Genomic DNA, 18409 nt, shown 5'->3' with positions numbered 1-18409 from the left:
CACCACCGCGTTTCAGACTTTCGCGGAGCTCGCGGCATAATTGTGTCCTCAGCTCGGGCTACTCCGCCATCCGGAAAAGTTTGCGACGGAACCTGATCCTTCCCGAGAAAGAACATTTCGCCATCCTTGCTGCGGCGGTTCAGAACGATATGCGCATGTGGATGCGCGCGATCTTGGTGTATTGCAGCAATATAGTCGAATTGCGAGCCATCACCTTGAAAGAACTTCTCGCAGACGGCCTGGGTGATATCGCGCACCTCTTCACCACTGGTCCCAACCGGGAATGCCATCAGTAGATGCGACGTATGGCCAAGCGTGGGGCTGTAGCGCTCGTTCCACTGGTTCTCGAACCGCCGCGCCACTCGGTTGATCTCGGCTTCCGAGAGCTGCTTCTTCCCGTCATGGGTGCCGCGGCTGTCGAGGATATGGGTCGACTTCGTCGTGAGATATGTGAGCTGCGCCCGTAGCTGCGCCCCGGTGTGGCAGCCCCCTTTCGAGATAGCCTTGAAGATCGCGGGCGAATAGCCGCGCGCGGCCCGAACCATCTGCGCGCCCTTGGAAAGCCCCTGCCAGGATCCCGAAACCCGGCTCCAGCCGCGGTCGAAGAGCGCCGGGTCGATGCCCCGGACCCGGTCACTCCGCACCATTCGCATCCCCCACGGCGAGGCCCGCCAGGGCGGAGCTGATCTCAAGGTCCAGCACGCTGCGCCGAGCACGCGACATCTCCTGGACCTGGTCGGCCAGATCGAAGACCAGACCGGCAAGTGCGCGGACGTCACGGTGACTTGAGGCCGGGTAGGACAGTCTTTCGCCCCGCACCTTGGCCTCGTTCAGACGTCGCGCGATCTGGTTCACGTTGTTGCCGACCCGGTTGAGCGCGGCGCCGAGGCTGCGCAACTCGTCACACATCTCGTCGTCGGGCAGGAAGACACCTTCGGCCGCCAGCATCAGGCGGCGCATGGCATCCGAGCGGTGCGCAATCCCACGCCGCGACAGCGCCGCGTCGAACCGGCGCAGGTCGTCGTCCGAGACCCGGATCCCCACAACCCGCGATCGGCTGCCGTTCGCTGTCTGACGCTCATCCCGGTGGTTCACCACGTTGTAGATCGTCTTCAGGCTGACATCGTAGCGCGCGGCCAATGACGCCGCGGAGACGCCGTTCCGGCGCTCCTGGGCGATGGTCAATCGCTCGATCTCTGACAGTCTGCGGCGGCGGGGCATTTTGAAGTTAACGTTCCTATTTCTTGCCAACTTCGTACAAGCCCGCCGACTCCCAACGCAAGTGAAGTCGGCCATAAGGGCTTGTACTCAATGTAGAAAATCGCCCTGTAGGGGCGATTTCCCGTCCTTAGTCAAATGGATCGCGCTTCGCGCTCATTGCACCACGCGATGCGGTCCCCGCATCGCGCATCGCGTCTTTTGCACCCCGTCTCTTGCACCCCGCAAGACGGGTTTTGCTGCGTGCTGACCGTCTCGCGTCACCCGCAGAACGACATACGCGAGACTGCCTCCCGTCGTCTGGCGCGCGCTATCCGTCACCTGCATTCCGTCCGCAGTACATCGCCGAGCGCATCCCGACATTTGGAGGGTGTGCGGTGCCCCGCGACGAATGCTGAAGGCGCCACGGCAGACGTCGCACGGTCATCGCACAACGCCGCCCGCTGCATGCCAAACGCGGGTCGCATCCCGACTTCTGCTTGACCCCTCCGCCTCATGCGTTTAGCGACATTTTGGTATTATCGTTGCGATTCACTATTTTTGCGGAGGATCAGAATGCCGAACGAAAATCTTGTGGTGGTCGCAGCGATGGCCCGGAAAGGGGGCAGTGGAAAAACGACGCTTTCGCGCGCCTTGATCAGTGCCGCGATCGCCGCCAGACGCAGAGTGATGTTGATCGACACGGACAGCACGAGGGTACTCGGGGCCTGGCATGCTCGGGCGGAAGCCGGTGGGCTGAGTTCGCCGCTTCTCTGCTCGGCCACCGTCGAAAGCGTGGCGGGTGTCGAGGATCAGATCGATCAGGTCTACATGGCAGGCACGGCAGACTTCATCTTCATCGATACCGCAGGGGTCGGTGCCGAATGGTCAGACGGCATCGCGGTGCTTGCGGACCACATCGTGACGCCCGTCATGCTGTCGACGTCTGATTTCGATGTCGGAGCGCAGACAGCTGATTGGTTTGAGAAACTGAAATCCCGTGTTGACGACCCCTCCAGCCTTCCGCGCCACCACGTCGTCCTCAACATGGTCGACCCGAAAACGACCCGTGCTGACGCCGCCCTGATTGAAGAAGCGCTCACCCGTTTTCCGGTGATTGAGACCGTCATGATGCGACGAAACACTTACAAGGAGATGGATCAGAAGGGGCTTCTCCACGCCTTGGCGCTGGAAAAGCAATCCGATCCGAACCCCCTTATGCGTCCACATGTACGTCATGTCGTCGAGGCGCTTGAGGAGGCGACGGACATTCTCAACAACATTCTTGCTGCGTGAGGACAGTCGATTGCGCAAGAAGATCCCGACCATCACTAGGCCCGACCCAGCCTACGCCGCCACCCTGCAACAGGGTGACCGCGAGGTTCCCGAGAAGGAGGAAGAGGTACAGGTCACAGCAACAAAGACAGGCACCCCAGTCGCTGACGTTGGCGCTGATCGGCACGAGTCAGAGCGTGCGCCGAAAAGTGCCGTGGCGCCGCACCAAGTCACCGCGGAAAGCTCTGACCCGCATACCAGCCTGAGAGCTCCCGTTTCGGCACGAGCTTTGAGCCCGACCCGGAAGATCGACATCAGGGTCAACGCACTCGAACGACAGGAAGCAGCGCTGGAAACTTGTGGTGTTGAGCCGGCACATGTGGTGCGTGCCGCCCTGCGCCGTGCAGTCAAAGGCTGGCAACTGTCGCCGGTCTTCGCGCCAATTGCTGAGGAGCGGCGCACTCGAAACACGCAGTGGCAGGCCCGGACATCACTGGCAGTCGATGCGGCCAGCCTGGGTATGCTCCTTCGGGACCACGACCCCCTCGACGTCTTGAGTAAATGGGCTCTGATCCGCGGCCAAGTGGAACCACGCATATGGGGCGAGATCGACAAAATCTTGGAAGAAATTGCCGTTCGCGCTGCATCGCCGCATGAGCAGCACACACCGTAAGAGACCTATCTGAAAAGATAACTTGCATTTCGCCGGTGGATTTTCGCCCAACGGCAGAAGCTCGCCTTGCAGTTGCGGAAAACGTGGCGCTAATGAGCGTCATATAGATTTTCAGACCTCAGTGGTGACGAGTTACGAGGTCCATTTAGGAGGAACGCATTATGAACACGAAGCCCCGCCTGACTGGCGAACCGATCATGCGCATCCTCTGCAAGACATCTGAAAATCTGGTTGGCTACCTTTACCAATGGAACAATGGTGACGTGCAGCCTGCCTGGTTCGACGGCGCCATGGCGGACGTTCGCTATGAACCATTCTTTCAAGCGCCGGAACAAAACCCCGCCGATCCGAAGGCCCCCAGACCGCGTCAGCAAGGTCTGACGCACCTTGAAAAGGCCTAGCTCAAGACCTCGCGTCGGTTTGTGGGTCGTCCCATCCCGCAGGTCCTTTGAGCGATAGAGTTGACCTCTATGCCTCAGAAGTGATCTAGATATGAGCTATAGAAAGGATGTCTATAACTCATGGCTTGGAACTGGACGCTGCCCGATTGGCCGGATTTCCGGTATGACGCCTCCGCTCTGGAGCCGTTTGAGCAGACGTTCCTGCTGTCGTCCGGAGAAATCCTCGGCGCGGTCCATCATGTCAGCCAGCCGGAACGCGAGCAACTCCGCATCGAACTGCTCAGCGAGGAAGCGATGCAGACGAGCGCCATCGAGGGTGAAATCCTCGATCGGCTCAGTGTGCAATCTTCGCTGCGCCGCCATCTGGGCCTCGATCCGGACAGCTACCCTGCCAAACCGCGCGAACAGGGCGTCGCGGAAATGATGGTCGACGTCTATTCCAGTTTTGCAGAGCCGCTGACCCATGAGACACTGTACCGCTGGCATCGAATGCTCCTGTCCCATGACCGCCGGTTGGAAACCATCGGGGCCTACCGACAACACGCCGAGGCGATGCAAATCGTGTCCGGCCGCCTTGACCGGCCCACGATCCATTTCGAAGCGCCGCCCTCGGAGCGGGTCATGCCTGAGATGGAGCGATACGCGGATTGGTTCAACAAGACCGGGCCGGGGGGAGCAGAGCTGCTTCCAGCGCTGACGCGCGCAGGGCTAAGCCACCTCTATTTCGAGAGCATCCACCCGTTCGAAGACGGTAACGGCCGCCTGGGTCGCGCCCTCGCTGAAAAGTCGCTGGCGCAGAACATTGGCCAGCCGACCCTCATCTCGCTCGCCTTCACCATCGAGAAGGAGCGCAGGGCCTACTACGACCAGCTCGAGCAGCATCAAAAAACGCTCGACGTGACCGATTGGCTCGTCTGGTTCGCAGAAGTTGTCTTGAAGGCCCAACAGGCAACACTCGACCGCGTAGGCCTCTTCATCAGCAAGGCACACTTCTACGATCGTCACAGAGACCACTTGAACGAACGCCAGGCCAAGGCCATCGCTCGAATGTTTCGGGAAGGCCTTGGCGGTTTCAAAGGCGGCCTCAGCGCCGACAACTATCTCAAGATCACCGGAACTTCACGCGCGACCGCGACCCGCGATCTGCAGGATCTGGTCGAGAAGGGCGTGCTCGCTCGAACCGGCGAGCGGCGGCACACGCGATACTGGTTGAAACTCGACTGGATTGAATAAAAATTGCACGAAAACAACAACTTATCAAAAATCCGATAATCCGTTTTATGTAAAATGTATTGGAAGCGGCCTTTCGCCGCGTAGCTGGCGAACATCCGGATTAAGGCCAGCTTAGGTCAGACTGCTTCGGAGAAGCCCATACTTGATGGCGTCGTTAACCAAGTGGTCTCCTTCCAGACCCAAACGTTCATTCACCAGCCGAGACTGAACGCAAGTCGCTCGACCGCAAAGATCACATCCTCTAAATGCATCGACGTATGCGCAGATAACGCGCTTGCCATACCTTGGCGCGCTATGAAACAGACTGACAGCGAGGGCATTTGTTCGATATTTGTTCTCGATGGAGTGCTCATCGGTGAACGTACTCTGCCGCCATAAGTCAGGAGAAGTCACGATCCAGAATTCATTATTTCTGGCTTTCCCAAAAGCTGCTACTCTGGCTTTCGGGCTTGCCAGAGAGTCGGAAATCTGTATTTCTGCCCTTGACTTTGCGACACGAGAGGTGGTCGCCATGCGAGGAAGTGTCCGATGGCCAGCCGGCAAACCAACGCGACCGAGCCAGAACCCGAAAGCGGAAAGGGCAAGACGCTCAACTTCAAGGTCGCTGAAGAATTTAAGCGCGAGTTCAAGGGCTTCGCGGCATCGCAAGGCCTCAGCATGACGGACCTCCTCAAGGAGGGCTTCGCGCTTTCGAAAAAGAAGCGGCAGAAATGATGCTTGTCCACTCTTGTCGACCGGTTGCATCCTCATTGAGGAGAAGGCGATGACGCTTCAAGGACCGAGCGATGGTTTCGATGGCGCGGAATGGCTTTTCGCGATTGGGGAGGGAGGCGATCTTCCGAGTGTAGATGGTCTCGTTGCCATCGCGGACTATGCTCGCAATGGGCGCCCGCCCGAGGAGGTCGCGCTCGTCGAGAAGGCGGCAGCTTACGGTGCCCGTGCGGTGTTCTTCGAGGCCGCGCGACATGGGCGAGCGCCTGTGGCGCAGGCGCTGGTCTTCGACATGGCGGAGCACGGCGATGATCGGCAGTTTGCCAACCTACACAAACGCCTATGGAGCTGGGGCGGTGTTCCAATCGTGTATCGTGTCGGGCCCGGTCGGATCCAACTATTCCGTTGCGCGCACGAGCCCGATTTTGTTGGCTCAAATGGCACCAACGTTTGCCGCCCCATCCGGACCCTGACGGTCGGCGCCGAGATCGCGGCGCAGGACGCATGGTGGGACGCGGACCGCATCCGCAACGGCGCAATCTGGGACGATCCGGACGCCTGCAGGCTTATGCTATCAGCGAAGAAATCAGCCCATCGCACACTCGTGGATGCGGTTCATGCGCTCTCCAATCAACTGAGCGAGCGGCGGCTGCTCGATTCAGGGTTACAGCGGCGGCTGCTCATTCTTTCGCTGCTGATCGCATATCTCGAAGAACGCTCGGTGCTTTTGCCGGACGATTTCGACCAGGCACTGCCAGGCGCTACACGATTCTTCCAAGTGCTGGGCAATGGTCCAGCGCTGGTCTCACTGCTGGAGTCGCTTGAAGAGCGATTCAACGGTCACGTCTTCAGGTTGAAGGATGCAGAGCGGTCCGCTCTCGCCGAAAGCGAAGCACTCGCCAGCTACGCTAGGCTGGTCGAGGGGTTCGAGGATGCGTCAGGGCAACTTAGCCTCTGGCGGCTCTACTCTTTCCGCGACCTACCGGTCGAGCTGATCAGCAACATATACCAGCTGTTTGTGAAGGACACGGCGAGCTCGATTTACACGCCACCGGCCTTGGTCCGTCTGATCCTAGAGGAAGTGCTCAGTTGGAAACGTATCGACGCGCTGATGGAGGGCGACGGAGTCATTCTCGATCCGGCTTGCGGTTCAGGTGTTTTCTTGGTCGAGGCATACAAGCGATTGGTGCTCCACTGGCGCTGGCGCAATGGCTGGGCGCGTCCTGGTGTCGAGGAGCTGCGACCGCTTCTTCAGCGGGTACATGGCATCGATCTCGAGGACGGCGCGGTAGAGCTTGCAGCGTTCAGCCTGTGCCTCAGCTTGTGCGACGCACTGGAGCCCGAGGACATCAGATCCAGTGTCAAGCTGTTCCCCCCACTCGGCAATCATACGCTTCACGGCAGTTGCTTCTTCGAGGCTAAAGAACGAGGCTTGGTGCAGGCACCGGTCGCGGTTGTCGTAGGCAATCCGCCTTTTGAGTCAGCACTGACAACTGACGGTGCCAAGCGAAGCTACACCGCCTACACCAAAATGCATGGCAGCTTGGCGGACAACCAGCTTGCCTATCTGTTCCTCCATGAGGCGATGGAACTGCTCGCGCCTGGAGGCGTCCTTGCGATGATTGAGCCTTCGGGCTTCCTCTACAACCAGAATGCGCTGGCCTTTCGGAGATCTTTTTTCACGCGCTGGAACGTGCGCGAGGTCTTGGACTTCGTCTCCGTGCGCGGCCTGTTCAAAAAGGGCAATGCCGACCCCAAGGTGGTTGTCGTCCTTGCGGAGTCGTCTAAGGGCAATGCCGAAAGCCGTCTGCTTCATGCCGTATTTCGACGTAGCGGTCGGGCTAGCGCCGAACAAGGTTTCGATATCGACTACTATGACATGCACTGGTTTCCCAACGCGGTCGCCGTCTCCTCGCGCGATATCTGGCGTGCGAACCTGCTTGGAGGCCACCGCGTCCTTGACCTGATCCAACGCCTGCGAACCTATCCCACGTTGCGCGACTTTGCACAGAAGCGGGAATGGGACTTCGGCGAAGGATATATCGCGGGTCAGAAGGGCATCTCGCGACCGGCCGATCATCTCATCGGCCAACCGTTGTTGCCGACGAGTTCCCTATCACACGATGGGCTCGACACGCGCTTTCTCGACATGGTCCCCGATAGGCCGATTAAGGATACCAAGACCGCGCGGCGCTTCACGCCACCGATGCTGCTGATCAAGGAGCATGAAGACCTTCCCCACGGTCTGTGGACGGACCACTATCTGACCTACAAACATGAAATCGTCGGCTTTGCAGCGCCGGCGCGCGATATGGAGCGGTTGGCGGCCATCGACGATTGGCTGCGGCGCGAAGCGACGGTGCTGCGGGCATATGTAGCTGGTATCAGCGCCCGCCTTTTCACCCAACGCGCGACGGCGATTTTGAACGCCGACGTCCTCTCCTTGCCATATCCCGAAGACGAAGATCTCGACCTGAGCGAGAACGAGCGAATTATCGCGGCGGATATCGTCGAGCATCAGCGAGAGTTCATCCGCCTCGGCGCTAGAGCAGCAGTAATGCGTCCGGCTCAGGGCGATGTCTTGACCGCGTTCGACACCGTTTTCGTGCGGCAGATCAACGCCATTTATACGCACAGCGCGTTGCGTCCTTTGCCCGCTCAGCGTTGGCCCGGAGCGATCTGTAAGGCCTATGTATTCGGCGAAGGTGAAGTTGACTGGTCGGGTGCCGATGAACTTCGTAAAAAGCTCGACGCTCTCCTTCACGAGCAACGTGGTTCGGGGCTAACGATCACTCGCATCACAAGGCTATATGACCAGGAGTTTATGTTTCTTTTAAAGCCGGACCGCCACCGCTTCTGGACTCGTTCGATTGCGCTGCGCGATGCTGACGACGTCCTTGCTGATTTGCGCGCGCAGGGCTTCTAAGATGCTGGCAGACGAAGGCGAAGGCTCAGGTCAGGCGGGCGCGCTCCGCAGCGGAATCCATCAGCCGGCCGAATGGCTCTCAGCTCTCGTCGACTTCATCGGTGACGCTCTACCGGGCTGGCGCGACGACCCGGCGCGCGAAATCACTGCCGGTGAGACCAAGCTCACGGCCCAACTTTGCGCTCGTCTCAATAGTGCATCGCGGCACGCGCCAGGCTGGGACTTCCTCCAGTTTCGCCGAGAGGAGCCCGACGAAGCGGACGGACGTCGCGCGATCGACCTTGCCGTCGCCCCCAGCGGCGAAGTGATCTGGATCGAAGGTCGCGAATACACCGAATACCGCACTTTGCTCCCGATCGAGTGCAAGCGACTGCCGACCCCGTCAAGCAGCGTTCGGGACGAGCGCGAATATCTGATCAGCCGCTTTAGTTCGACCGGCGGCGTGCAGCGGTTCAAGGCAGGCCATCATGGCGCTGGCCATGAACGTGTGGCGATGATCGGTTACATTCAAGCTTACGATATTACGCACTGGCACAGCGAGCTCGATATTTGGATCGACGGGATCGTCAAAGATTCGACTGAGAATTGGTCCGAGGCCGACAAGCTCACGATGGTTACGCACGATGCCACGCAGCGCGTCGCAGGGTTACGTTCCCAGCATCTCCGTCGTGCTGACCTCGGACCTGTACAAATCGACCATCTCTGGATCGAGATGTAGAGCCCACCTGGTCGCATGCGGGCGGACAAAGCGACGCGCTGCCGTCGGCGTCGGGCGACCGCTTCTAACCTTTACTGACAGACGACAGATACCCACGCCGCTTCTTCGTCGCCGATAGCTTCATCAAAGCGTTGACCGCCCTGCCCTCGTCCTCATGTTGTTCAATCAGCATCTGACCGCGGAATCCGATCCGGCCCCATTCTCGCACCAGGCTTACTCCGCCAAAAAGATCGGGCTGAACGCTCATCCTGTAGAAGCGCCGCATGTGGAGGGACGGGTCGATCCGTTTCAGATCGACCACTGTGGGAAACACGTCCAGTTGCTGCGATTCATCGAACATCTTGCGGTCACCTTTCACTCCTTAACAATATCAGGTAGCGGGCGTCGTTTCCACTATCATCTATGCCGAGTAGGTTGGGGGCTCACGCCCCCTTCTCGAACTTCATGACCGGGATGCCAAGCTTCTTGGCCTTGTCGGCGAGGTTTTCCTGGATACCGGTTCCGGGGAAGACAAGGACCCCGACCGGGAGCACATCCAGCATCGCGTCGTTGCGCTTGAAGGGCGCGGCCTTGGCGTGCTTGGTCCAGTCGGGCTTGAAGGCCACCTGCGTCACACCCCGGGCTTCAGCCCATTTGGCGGCGATGAGCTCTGCGCCCTTCGGGCTGCCACCGTGCAGAAGGACCATGTCGGAATACTTGGTCCGGACCTGGTCGAGCTTGCCCCAGATCAGGCGGTGATCGTTGAAATCAGTCCCGCCGGTGAGGGCGACCTTGGGGCCTGCGGGAAGCATTACCTCGGTCTCGGCGCGGCGCTTGGCGGCCAGGAAGTCGCGGCTGTCGATCAGGGCGGCGGTCATGTGCTGGCGGTTCACCATCGAGCCGGTGCGGGGGCGCCAAGTGGATCCCGTGTGATGAACAAACTCCGTGGCGGCGTGATCGCGCAACATGTCCATGCAGTTCCGCCGTTCGACGAGGGTCAAGCCTTCTGCCGTCAGGCGCTCGAGTTCGACGGATTTCACCTCGGAGCCGTCCTGCTCGCGCTGGAGGCGGCGCTGCGCCTGCTCGTTCTCATCGAGTGACCGCTCGATCCGTGCCGTGGCGCGGTGGAAGAGGTTGACCTGGCCCCAGAGCACTTCTTCGAGATCGGGTTCCATGCGGGTGTCTTCCAGGGTCGCGACGAGGGCGTCGAAGATGTCGGCGACGGCGACGGCGAGGCGATGCCCATCGGGCATCGGGCGCGGATCGGGCTCGTCAAAGGGACGATAGCCGTAGAGCTGGAGCTCGTCGAGCGCATGGGCGGTCTGGGATGCGCTATGGGCGGGTTCATACGCGTCGTCGTAGGTGTGGATCGTCATCGGTTTCTTGCCTCCGGGCCTGTCTCGTCCGCGCGTCATCCCGCGCGGCCTTCATGGGCAGACCCGAGCCGTCGGGGCGGTTGCCCCTTCACCCCGGCTTCACCGGGGCCGGAACAGCGTGGAGGAGGTCGGCAGGGAAGCTATTTGTCTCGCGATGCAAAGGCGGCTTTGCCGCCGGCGGAAATAGGTTCCCTGCCGACCTTGCAGGGGCAACCGCTTTGACGGCCTGCCCATCTCTTGAAGGCCGCTCGGGTGACGGGTGGATGCGCAAGGCCCGGGATGGGGTGAGGACGACGATCCAGAGCCACGACTGGGATGCAGCCCCCTGCCCCGCACTCCCAGCCCCCCCTGCACGATGCAGCTCAGCTGGGCAGGCGATGCCGATCCTCTGGCCCGATCTGACCTGCCAGATGCTGGCGCAGCGCGTCCTTGCCGTTCGCCCGAAGATCATCGTTGAAATCCCCGAGCCGCGGTTCCAGCACATGGCAACCAATTCCGGCCTCGGTTGCTCTGGCGCTCAACCTATCTGCCGCGCGGTGCCCTGCCGGATCGCGATCGATCGCGATGTAGAGGCGCTTCAGCCCCTCTGGCAGCTGGACCGCCCCGAGGTGACCCGAAGAGAGTGCCGCCCAGACGGGCAGACCTGGGATTGCCTCGGACAGGGACAGCATGGTCTCGATGCCTTCGCCGATGACGAGGATGTCATCCTGCGAGGTCAGCCTGACAGCATTGCCGAGGAGGTGACCCATAGCCCGACGCTCTGGATTCACTGCCGCCTTCCCCTGTCCGTCAGGCGCCAGCCAGGTGCGATGCACGCCCTGCACTGCCCCTGCCCCATCGGTAACCGCCGCGATCATCGCAGGTCTGGGGATGCTCCGGGTCTGCCCCTCTTCCCGATGCCAGCACTTCGGGTGGAAGCGTAGGGCACCGTTCGCGCCAAATTGGGTGATGCCTCGGGAACGGAGGTAGGTCTCGGCAAGCGTGCCTGTGATCGGGTTCGAGGCAGCAAACAAGCGCGCCGCCGCCACAGGAGTGCCACCGGGCGCCTTGGCCTTCCTCGGCTCTTGCCTATCCGGAACGACCGGCTGCGGACGGCCAAGATGCGCTCGGGCCTCGGCGAGAAGGTCGGGGAAGCGCGTGATCCCCGTCCGGGCGCGGATGATGTCCAAGAGATCGCCATGCTCGCCTGTGGCCCCATCCGTAAACTTGCCCGCTGCCCCTGGCCCCGACGTGGGCCCGGTCAACCGCACGAAGAGCGAGCGGCCAGGATTGTTTTGCAGGTCACCCACGATCCAGTAGGATCCTTCCCGCCGTCCGGCGGGAAGGTAGGCACGACAAACGCTTTCGGCATTTTCTGCCAGATCGCGCACGAGGTCTTCGGTCTCGGAATACATGGGTTAACAACCTCCGCGATCATGTAGCCTTGCGACAGGACAACGTGCAAGCAGACGATCCAGTATCTCGACACCATCGGCGTCGGTCGGGCAGAACAGCCGAAGCTTCCAACTGATGATCTCCGAGAAGAAGCCATCGGCCTTGAGCCGATCCTTGGCTGCCTCCGAGAAGCCCGACAGTTCGATCCGGTTCGCGCCCATGACGCGCGAGCGGTGCAATTCCATCCCTTCCGACAGGCGCACCACGGTCTTGCCCTCCAGAACGAGGGCATGGACCTGTGCGGCCGAGAGCTTGGGCGCATCGGCGGCCAGCGTGGTCGCGACCCAGGCAGGCGAGACGCGGCGGCCGATGATGCGCTGCCCGTCATCGGTCTGCAGGCGGTAGACGCGGGTTTCATCCTGGGGAAGCTGCTTCCAGATCGGCAGCAGCAGACCTGCCACGATGTGCAGCGTGGAGTCCGAAAACTCCGGCACCTCGGCCAGTTCCGCAGTCCACGCCGCTGTGAAGGCCGCGCGGTCGGCCTCGAGCCAGTGGGTGTCCTCCATGACCTTGGCCGGGACCGTGCTGGCATCAAGCGGGCGGATCAGGCGCAGGCGCGGCTCGATGGTCCCATCGTCCAGCATGTGACTGGTGGCGGAAACCTGCACGGCAGGCCGGCCCGAGCGGCTGTTGACCAGAAGACGCGCCTGCGGATCATCCAGCCAGTCGAGTGCATCTGCCAGCGAGGTCGGCGTGTTGCGCCGCTTTTCCGCGATGGTCAGGAGCTGGGTTTCGGCGCCGGAGCCAGGATGGGTGTAGATGACGCGTGCGTCGGCCACCCGGAAGCTCTCGGCACGGAGTGTCTCGAGCCCGAGATCATAGACCCCGGCGGCGATGGCGCCCTCAATTCTCTGATCGAGCAGCTCCTCGAAACCCGCGAACAGCACGGCCTGCATGTCGATCGTCAGCGCCAGCAGACGATTGAGGAAGGTCGTGATCGGCGGCAGGTCATCCTTCAGCCCGTTGTCATCGGTCAGGCTGAGCCCGGTCGCATCCTCGAAAGCCCCGAGCGAACATCCGGCCAGATCGCCGCGATAGATGCGGCGGTAAAGCTGGCGCAGGGCGTCGCGGGCGTAGGGCGACTCGAGGTTATCCTCGGGGCGGAACAGCCCTTGCCCGCCGGTCTGGCGCTGACCGCGCGTGATCGCGCCAAGCGTGTCGAGACGTCGCGCAATGGTCGACAGGAACCGCTTCTCCGCCTTCACATCGGTGGCCACTGGCCGGAAGAGCGGCGGCTGCGCCTGATTGGTGCGGTTGGTGCGCCCGAGGCCCTGAATCGCCGCATCTGCCTTCCAGCCGGGTTCCAAGAGGTAGTGGACCCGCAGGCGCTGGTTCTTCGCCCCGAGATCGGCGTGATAGCTGCGCCCGGTGCCGCCGGCATCCGAGAAGATCAGGATACGCTTTTCGTCATCCATGAAGGCTTGGGTTTCCGCGAGGTTCGCGGCTCCAGCCCGGTTCTCCACCACGAGCCGTGCCGAATGCCCTTCGCCCTTCCGCACGATGCGCCGCGAGCGCCCTGTGACTTCGGCCACAAGATCGGTGCCGAAGCGCTGGACGATCTGGTCGAGTGCACCCGGCACGGGCGGAAGCGAAGCCAGTTTCTCGATCAGCGCGTCACGACGCCGGACGGCTTCGCGGCACTCCACCGGTTGGCCGTCGCGCGTGACGGGGCGCGACGAAAGATTACCTTCGCTGTCGGTGAAAGGCTCGTAGAGCTGCACCGGGAAGGAATGGGCGAGGTAATCCAGGACATATTCCCTTGGCGTGATGTCACAGCGGATGTCGTTCCATTCGTCGGTTGGGATCTCCGACAGGCGGCGTTCCATCAGTGCCTCACCCGTCGAGACGATCTGGATGACCGCCGCATGACCCGCAGCCAGATCTGCATCGATGGATGTGATCAGCGTGGGGGTCTTCATCGAGGTGAGCAAATGGCCGAAGAAGCGCTGCTTGGCGCTCTCGAAGGCTGACCGCGCAGCGGATTTCGCCTGGCGGTTCAGCGTGCCGCTCTCACCGGAAATGTTCGCGGCCTCCAGTGCCGCGGTCAGGTTGTTGTGAATGATGGCGAAGGCCCCGGCATAGGCATCGTAAATGCCGCGCTGCTCGAGGCTGAGCGCGTGTTCCAGCATCTCGTATTCGACACCATCATAGGACAGCGACCGCGCCGTGTAGAGGCCGAGCGCCCGAAGGTCGCGGGCCAGAACCTCCATCGCCGCGACCCCGCCAGCCTCAATGGCTTCCACGAATTCCGACCGGGTCTGAAAGGGGAAATCCTCCCCGCCCCAGAGCCCGAGACGCTGAGCATAGGCAAGGTTGTGGACCGTCGTCGCGCCCGTGGCCGAGACATAGACTACGCGGGCATTCGGAAGTTTGTGCTGCAGGCGCAGACCCGCCCTGCCCTGCTGCGAGGCCATGGTATCGCCCCGCTCGCCTTTGCCGCCGGCCGCATTCGCCATGGCATGGCTTTCGTCAAAGAGGATCACCCCATCGAAATCCGCCCCGAGCCAGTCGACGATCTGGTCGACGCGGGATTTCTTGGCACCCCGTTCTTCCGAGCGCAGCGTCGCATAGGTGGTGAAGAGGATGCCCTCGGTCAGAGGGATTTCGCGCCCTTGTGCGAAACGCGACAGCGGCGTCACCAGAAGCCGCTCCTGGCCAAGCGCCGACCAGTCGCGCTGCGCGTCCTCGAGGAGCTTGTCGCTTTTCGATATCCAGAGCGCCTTGCGGCGGCCTTGGCACCAGTTGTCGAGCAGGATCCCAGCCGACTGGCGGCCCTTGCCCGCGCCGGTGCCATCACCGAGGAAGAAACCCCGGCGGAAGCGGACGGCGTCAGCGGCATCGTCGGGCGCGGCCGAGACCATGTCGCCGGTCTCATCGACGATCCAAGACCCTGCGAGATATGCGCCATGCGCCTCCCCCGCGTAGATGACGGTCTCGAGCTGCGCGTCGGACAGCAGGCCGTCGCGCAGGATGGTCGCCGGAAGCTTGGGGCGATAGGAGGTTTTCGGAGGTGCGACAGAGGCCATGGCCGCCGATTGCACAAGCTTGGTCGGGTGCGATGCGGCGTCTGGGATGTCGATAGCCTGCAGACGGAAGGTCTCGTAGATCGCGTCGGACAGCCGTGCGGCATCTTCGTCCTCGGCGGCGTCGCGGAGAGCGTAGTCCAGTTCCTCGGCCTCAATCTGGGTTTCAGGCTTCGCCGGATTGGCTGCAGAGATCGCGTGCGATCGGCTGGCGGGTTTGCGGGTGGTGAGGTGAGAATTTCCCGGAAAGGGGGAAGAATGGCCCTGCCCCGCAGCAGGAGCTGGATCCAGTTCGAGGCGCGGCGGAACCTCGGCAGTGACCCGGGACATCAGATGTGCCACGTCCGGGGATGTGGGTTGGCGCAGGTCTGCGGTGATGCCTCCCGGCTCGCCGCCGCGGCATTTATCGAAGACAGAAATCCGCGTCTCGAAGCTGGTGCCGTGCTTGGCGAAAGCTGCGCCCGACACCGCGCCGGTGAAGATGAGATGGGCCGTCTCGGTCAGACGGCCGAAGGTCTCGGCCCAGGCCGGCGCATCCGGCGCGAAACCGGCTCCGGTGATGGCGACGAGCCGTCCGCCGGGGGCCAGACGCGCGAGGGCCGAGCGCAGATGCCGCGCCGTCGCCTCGGTCGTCCGACCATCGACATGTGCAACCGCCGAGAAGGGCGGGTTCATCAGGATGACGCTCGGGCTTGAGCAGGCATCGAGATGATCGTCGATCTGCGCGGCATCGAACCGGGTGACCGGTCGGGCCGGGTACAGCAGGCGCAGAAGATCGGCGCGGGTGTCCGCCAACTCGTTCAGAGCCAGAGTGCCGCCGGCGATCTCGGCGAGGATCGCCAGAAGCCCGGTCCCGGCAGACGGCTCTAGGACAAGATCACGGGGCGTGATCTGTGCTGCCGCCACAGCCGCGAGCCCCATGGGCAGCGGCGTCGAGAATTGCTGAAAGCGCTCCATCTCTTCCGACCGCCGGGTGTGCGTGGGCAAGAGGCCTGCCACCTTGGCGAGGATCGGCAAGAGCGCCGCAGGCGAGCCGGCACGCGCAAGCAGCGCCCGACCGAACTTTCGCAGAAAGAGGATCAGCGCCACCTCGCCCGCCTCATAGGCGAGCTTCCAGTCCCAGGTACCGGTCGCATCGGAACCGCCAAAGGCATGTTCCATCTCGCGGCGCAGGCGCAGCGCGTCGATCTGAAGCCCTTGCGCCAGATCGGGCTGCAGCGCTTCGGCAACAGCAACGATCGCAGGGGCAGGATTTGCTGCCAACGGGACAATGGGCGCAGGCAAGGACGCCTGCGCAACAGGGGCAAGATGGGTCATCGGGAAACTCCGGAATGAAGGACAGGATCAGGCCCGTACACCCTCTCTCGGGCAGCCTCGGACCTGATCTTTCCCGGCCCCTCTCTCCCTCTCGCACCAAGTTGTTCCCGACGCTTGGCTTGATTATGTTCTTGTTATGTTCTATTTTCAGAACCAGCCAGAAAGGGAGTTTCCCAATGGAAAGCACCACGCACGCCCTGCCCGCGACGCCCAAGCAGATCGCCTATGCGCGGTCGCTCGCCCTGCGTAACCGGACGCTCCTGCCCTGGGAAGTTCAGCAAGACCGGCGATCTTTGAGCACGTGGATCGAGGCTCAGGCCCGGCTGAAGCCGGTATCGGACATGGACCGGCTGCCCACCTCCAAGCAGGTGGCCTTCGCTGAGAAACTCGCCCGGATCAAAAGGCGCGCCGTTCCGGACGAATGCTTCCGCGACAGGGGGCTGATGTCGAAATGGATCGACGGAAATAAGTAGCGGGAATCTTCCGAAAAGATGGTCAGTCAGGCTTGAACGCTGCATTGGCCCTACGCGCGATGCCCGCGCAACGGTCCATCAAGTCGCCAAAAGGCTCTGGTGTTGATGCAAGCAGGCCGTCCTCGACCATCCGGCCATAATCGTCAGCGAGAGCCTTGAGAGCATCGCCGCCTGGGACCAGTTGTAGATGCCCAGAGGTTGCGGTGCCGTAATCGATCCACGTGGCATCCGCCGCCTTCTCTGCAAAGAACATCGTCTTGTGCCGGGCGACAGCGGTCGCAAGCGCGCGATCTTCGATGGCCGCAGCGGCGATGCCTGCATCGTCCAACCGGGCGACATCATGCCAGTGGCGAGAAAAGCGATCCCCTCGCATACGGTTTTGCAAACAGAAGACGTGGATCGCTGTCGCCTTTTCCCAGAACGTCCGTTCCGCATGCATCACGCGCGGGCGGGCAGTGGGAAACTCCACGCCTTCGATCACCGACGCGGCATCGCAAACGATATCGCGTGGAGATGCGGGCTCTCCTGTAGAACGCGCGCCGAATTCCAGCATCACGCTCGGAGAAACGTATCCAGTGCCTTGGGCGAGGTGCGGGTAGTCGATGAACAGCTTGTCACCATCAATCCGAAGGCCGGCATCGATCCCTTCCCGATCCATCGCCTGCTGCAGGATCGGCTGGACGGTCCCGGCCACCCACTCAGGCAAGGCCTGTCGGACACGTTTCGACCAGCGCCGCTCTTCACTGGATGTGGCGGGCATCGCGTCTTCACGGCCCCCAAGCAGATCAGGGATCAGCGCCCGGATATCGAATGTCAGATCCACATCCTCGGAAAACCGGTCAATGACCTGGTAGGCCTTCGACAGCGAGGTGCCGCCCTTGAAGACGAGGTTTGTGCCGATGGGCGATCCAAACAATTGCTGGATCGCCCAGACCACCCAGACGTCCTTTTCGAGGAGATGGGCTGGTCGGCCGAGCCGATCGGCCGCGACACCAAGAGCATCCAGTCGGTCCTTACCGCTGAGGCGCAGGAATGCCTCAGCCATGGACCATCTCTCCGACTAATCGTGCCAGCCAAGTCGGAAACTGCGGCGCGGCGGACACGAGTTCGGTCTTTGCCGTCTCCGTGAGCTTGGATCGCAGGATTTGCAGAGCCTTGGGAGCCTCATCTGGCCCAAGCCATGCCAGAGCGCGGACAACCTGGCCGGATGTCTTGCTCCCAAGGGCCAACTGCCAACGCGGCGCATGACGCAGTTCGACCGCTTGCCGGCCAAGGTTCAGCACGCGGCTTCGCCCCGAGGTGAGGTAAACCGACTTGACCGGCACCTGCGTGGTCAGGCCCAAAGCGTTTGCCGCGGCAGCACCGCTCGGCACAATCGTCTCGCCCCGCTGCACTGCGAGCGCTTCAATCGCCTGTTCAGCGGACGGACTGCGCGGGCCAAAGCGTGTCTGGACGGGGCGCAGGTAGATGCCGCGTCCCGCACGGATCAACTCGCCGCGCGCGGCCAGACGCGACAGTGTCTGATCGACCGCCGCGCGCGAGCCAAGGTGCAAGAGCCCCTTCGCTGCCAAGGGCACCCCCTCCGGCAACGTCGTCGCGACATTCATAATGCTCTCGGCAATGCGCTCCATGATCGCTCCTTTGTCAGAAAAATACGCGGTTTTCTGACAGTT

The 18409-nt window shown here is 62.0% G+C and carries 16 protein-coding genes; 8 read left to right on the top strand and 8 right to left on the bottom strand.

The genetic code is table 11. From position 1 onward, the window contains the following. Positions 1 to 647, bottom strand: a 647-nt coding sequence (locus P1K30_RS22205; RefSeq protein WP_275634967.1) for a relaxase/mobilization nuclease domain-containing protein, incomplete at its 3' end; no start/stop codon positions are given. Beyond that, positions 634 to 1185, bottom strand: a complete 552-nt coding sequence (mobC, locus tag P1K30_RS22200) for a plasmid mobilization relaxosome protein MobC (RefSeq protein WP_236016797.1) — start codon at positions 1183 to 1185, stop codon at positions 634 to 636. The genes P1K30_RS22205 and mobC, both read right to left, overlap by 14 nt. 588 nt (positions 1186 to 1773) lie before the next feature. Between mobC and P1K30_RS22195 the strand changes: the two genes are divergently transcribed. The 7 genes from P1K30_RS22195 to P1K30_RS22165 all read left to right on the top strand — a co-directional run bounded on the left by P1K30_RS22195 (position 1774) and on the right by P1K30_RS22165 (position 9134). After that, a complete protein-coding gene (locus P1K30_RS22195) occupies positions 1774 to 2493 on the top strand; it encodes a nucleotide-binding protein (protein ID WP_066707426.1) in 720 nt (239 codons plus the stop codon). Between the two features lie 10 nt (positions 2494 to 2503). Continuing rightward, a complete protein-coding gene (locus tag P1K30_RS22190) occupies positions 2504 to 3145 on the top strand; it encodes a hypothetical protein (protein WP_040545943.1) in 642 nt (213 codons plus the stop codon). A gap of 161 nt (positions 3146 to 3306) precedes the next feature. Then, a complete protein-coding gene (locus P1K30_RS22185) occupies positions 3307 to 3546 on the top strand; it encodes a hypothetical protein (protein WP_074646433.1) in 240 nt (79 codons plus the stop codon). A 120-nt stretch (positions 3547 to 3666) separates the two neighbouring features. Then, complete coding sequence (locus P1K30_RS22180; RefSeq protein WP_275634966.1) at positions 3667 to 4779, top strand: Fic family protein; 1113 nt, start codon at positions 3667 to 3669, stop codon at positions 4777 to 4779. Positions 4780 to 5307: 528 nt separating this feature from the next. Continuing rightward, complete coding sequence (locus P1K30_RS22175) at positions 5308 to 5493, top strand: hypothetical protein (RefSeq protein WP_207020689.1); 186 nt, start codon at positions 5308 to 5310, stop codon at positions 5491 to 5493. A gap of 49 nt (positions 5494 to 5542) precedes the next feature. Beyond that, positions 5543 to 8416: an HsdM family class I SAM-dependent methyltransferase gene (locus P1K30_RS22170; protein WP_207020688.1), complete on the top strand. Its 2874-nt coding sequence runs from the start codon at positions 5543 to 5545 to the stop codon at positions 8414 to 8416. Between the two features lies 1 nt (position 8417). Further along, positions 8418 to 9134: a hypothetical protein gene (locus P1K30_RS22165; RefSeq protein WP_207020687.1), complete on the top strand. Its 717-nt coding sequence runs from the start codon at positions 8418 to 8420 to the stop codon at positions 9132 to 9134. A 64-nt stretch (positions 9135 to 9198) separates the two neighbouring features. Here P1K30_RS22165 and P1K30_RS22160 read toward each other — a convergent pair whose 3' ends face one another. The 4 genes from P1K30_RS22160 to P1K30_RS22145 all read right to left on the bottom strand — a co-directional run bounded on the left by P1K30_RS22160 (position 9199) and on the right by P1K30_RS22145 (position 16263). After that, positions 9199 to 9474: a WGR domain-containing protein gene (locus P1K30_RS22160; protein WP_207020686.1), complete on the bottom strand. Its 276-nt coding sequence runs from the start codon at positions 9472 to 9474 to the stop codon at positions 9199 to 9201. Between the two features lie 82 nt (positions 9475 to 9556). After that, positions 9557 to 10489: a DUF2493 domain-containing protein gene (locus tag P1K30_RS22155; RefSeq protein WP_275634965.1), complete on the bottom strand. Its 933-nt coding sequence runs from the start codon at positions 10487 to 10489 to the stop codon at positions 9557 to 9559. A gap of 362 nt (positions 10490 to 10851) precedes the next feature. Continuing rightward, positions 10852 to 11883 (bottom strand): DUF7146 domain-containing protein, encoded by a 1032-nt coding sequence (locus P1K30_RS22150; protein WP_275634964.1) that lies wholly within the window; start codon positions 11881 to 11883, stop codon positions 10852 to 10854. A 3-nt stretch (positions 11884 to 11886) separates the two neighbouring features. Next, positions 11887 to 16263 carry a strawberry notch family protein gene (locus tag P1K30_RS22145; protein WP_275634963.1) on the bottom strand — a complete coding sequence of 1459 codons (4377 nt, stop codon included), beginning with the start codon at positions 16261 to 16263 and terminating at the stop codon, positions 11887 to 11889. Positions 16264 to 16439: 176 nt separating this feature from the next. Here P1K30_RS22145 and P1K30_RS22140 point away from each other — a divergent pair, with 176 nt between their 5' ends. Beyond that, positions 16440 to 16736 (top strand): hypothetical protein, encoded by a 297-nt coding sequence (locus P1K30_RS22140; RefSeq protein WP_275634962.1) that lies wholly within the window; start codon positions 16440 to 16442, stop codon positions 16734 to 16736. A gap of 22 nt (positions 16737 to 16758) precedes the next feature. On the opposite strand, the gene P1K30_RS22135 is transcribed toward P1K30_RS22140, so the two are convergent. Both P1K30_RS22135 and P1K30_RS22130 read right to left on the bottom strand, forming a co-directional pair. Next, positions 16759 to 17781, bottom strand: coding sequence for a nucleotidyl transferase AbiEii/AbiGii toxin family protein (locus P1K30_RS22135; RefSeq protein ID WP_275634961.1), 1023 nt, complete (start codon positions 17779 to 17781; stop codon positions 16759 to 16761). Then, positions 17774 to 18367, bottom strand: a complete 594-nt coding sequence (locus tag P1K30_RS22130) for a DUF6088 family protein (RefSeq protein WP_275634960.1) — start codon at positions 18365 to 18367, stop codon at positions 17774 to 17776. Before P1K30_RS22130 ends, P1K30_RS22135 begins: the two co-directional genes overlap by 8 nt. Positions 18368 to 18409: the final 42 nt, after the last annotated feature.

The sequence above is a fragment of the Psychromarinibacter halotolerans genome (assembly GCF_029168315.1).
In the GTDB taxonomy this organism is placed as follows: domain Bacteria; phylum Pseudomonadota; class Alphaproteobacteria; order Rhodobacterales; family Rhodobacteraceae; genus Psychromarinibacter; species Psychromarinibacter halotolerans.
The sequence above is the reverse complement of the archived record's forward strand: the minus strand, read 5'-3'. Positions and strand labels throughout refer to the sequence as shown.

Excerpts from the sequence above, each read along its gene's own strand:
- P1K30_RS22195 (WP_066707426.1), top strand. The coding sequence starts at position 1,774 with ATGCCGAACGAAAATCTTGTGGTGGTCGCAGCGATGGCCCGGAAAGGG.
- P1K30_RS22185 (WP_074646433.1), top strand. The coding sequence starts at position 3,307 with ATGAACACGAAGCCCCGCCTGACTGGCGAACCGATCATGCGCATCCTC.
- P1K30_RS22180 (WP_275634966.1), top strand. The coding sequence starts at position 3,667 with ATGGCTTGGAACTGGACGCTGCCCGATTGGCCGGATTTCCGGTATGAC.
- P1K30_RS22175 (WP_207020689.1), top strand. The coding sequence starts at position 5,308 with ATGGCCAGCCGGCAAACCAACGCGACCGAGCCAGAACCCGAAAGCGGA.
- P1K30_RS22170 (WP_207020688.1), top strand. The coding sequence starts at position 5,543 with ATGACGCTTCAAGGACCGAGCGATGGTTTCGATGGCGCGGAATGGCTT.
- P1K30_RS22165 (WP_207020687.1), top strand. The coding sequence starts at position 8,418 with ATGCTGGCAGACGAAGGCGAAGGCTCAGGTCAGGCGGGCGCGCTCCGC.
- P1K30_RS22160 (WP_207020686.1), bottom strand. The coding sequence starts at position 9,474 with ATGTTCGATGAATCGCAGCAACTGGACGTGTTTCCCACAGTGGTCGAT.
- P1K30_RS22155 (WP_275634965.1), bottom strand. The coding sequence starts at position 10,489 with ATGACGATCCACACCTACGACGACGCGTATGAACCCGCCCATAGCGCA.
- P1K30_RS22150 (WP_275634964.1), bottom strand. The coding sequence starts at position 11,883 with ATGTATTCCGAGACCGAAGACCTCGTGCGCGATCTGGCAGAAAATGCC.
- P1K30_RS22145 (WP_275634963.1), bottom strand. The coding sequence starts at position 16,263 with ATGACCCATCTTGCCCCTGTTGCGCAGGCGTCCTTGCCTGCGCCCATT.
- P1K30_RS22140 (WP_275634962.1), top strand. The coding sequence starts at position 16,440 with ATGGAAAGCACCACGCACGCCCTGCCCGCGACGCCCAAGCAGATCGCC.
- P1K30_RS22135 (WP_275634961.1), bottom strand. The coding sequence starts at position 17,781 with ATGGCTGAGGCATTCCTGCGCCTCAGCGGTAAGGACCGACTGGATGCT.
- P1K30_RS22130 (WP_275634960.1), bottom strand. The coding sequence starts at position 18,367 with ATGGAGCGCATTGCCGAGAGCATTATGAATGTCGCGACGACGTTGCCG.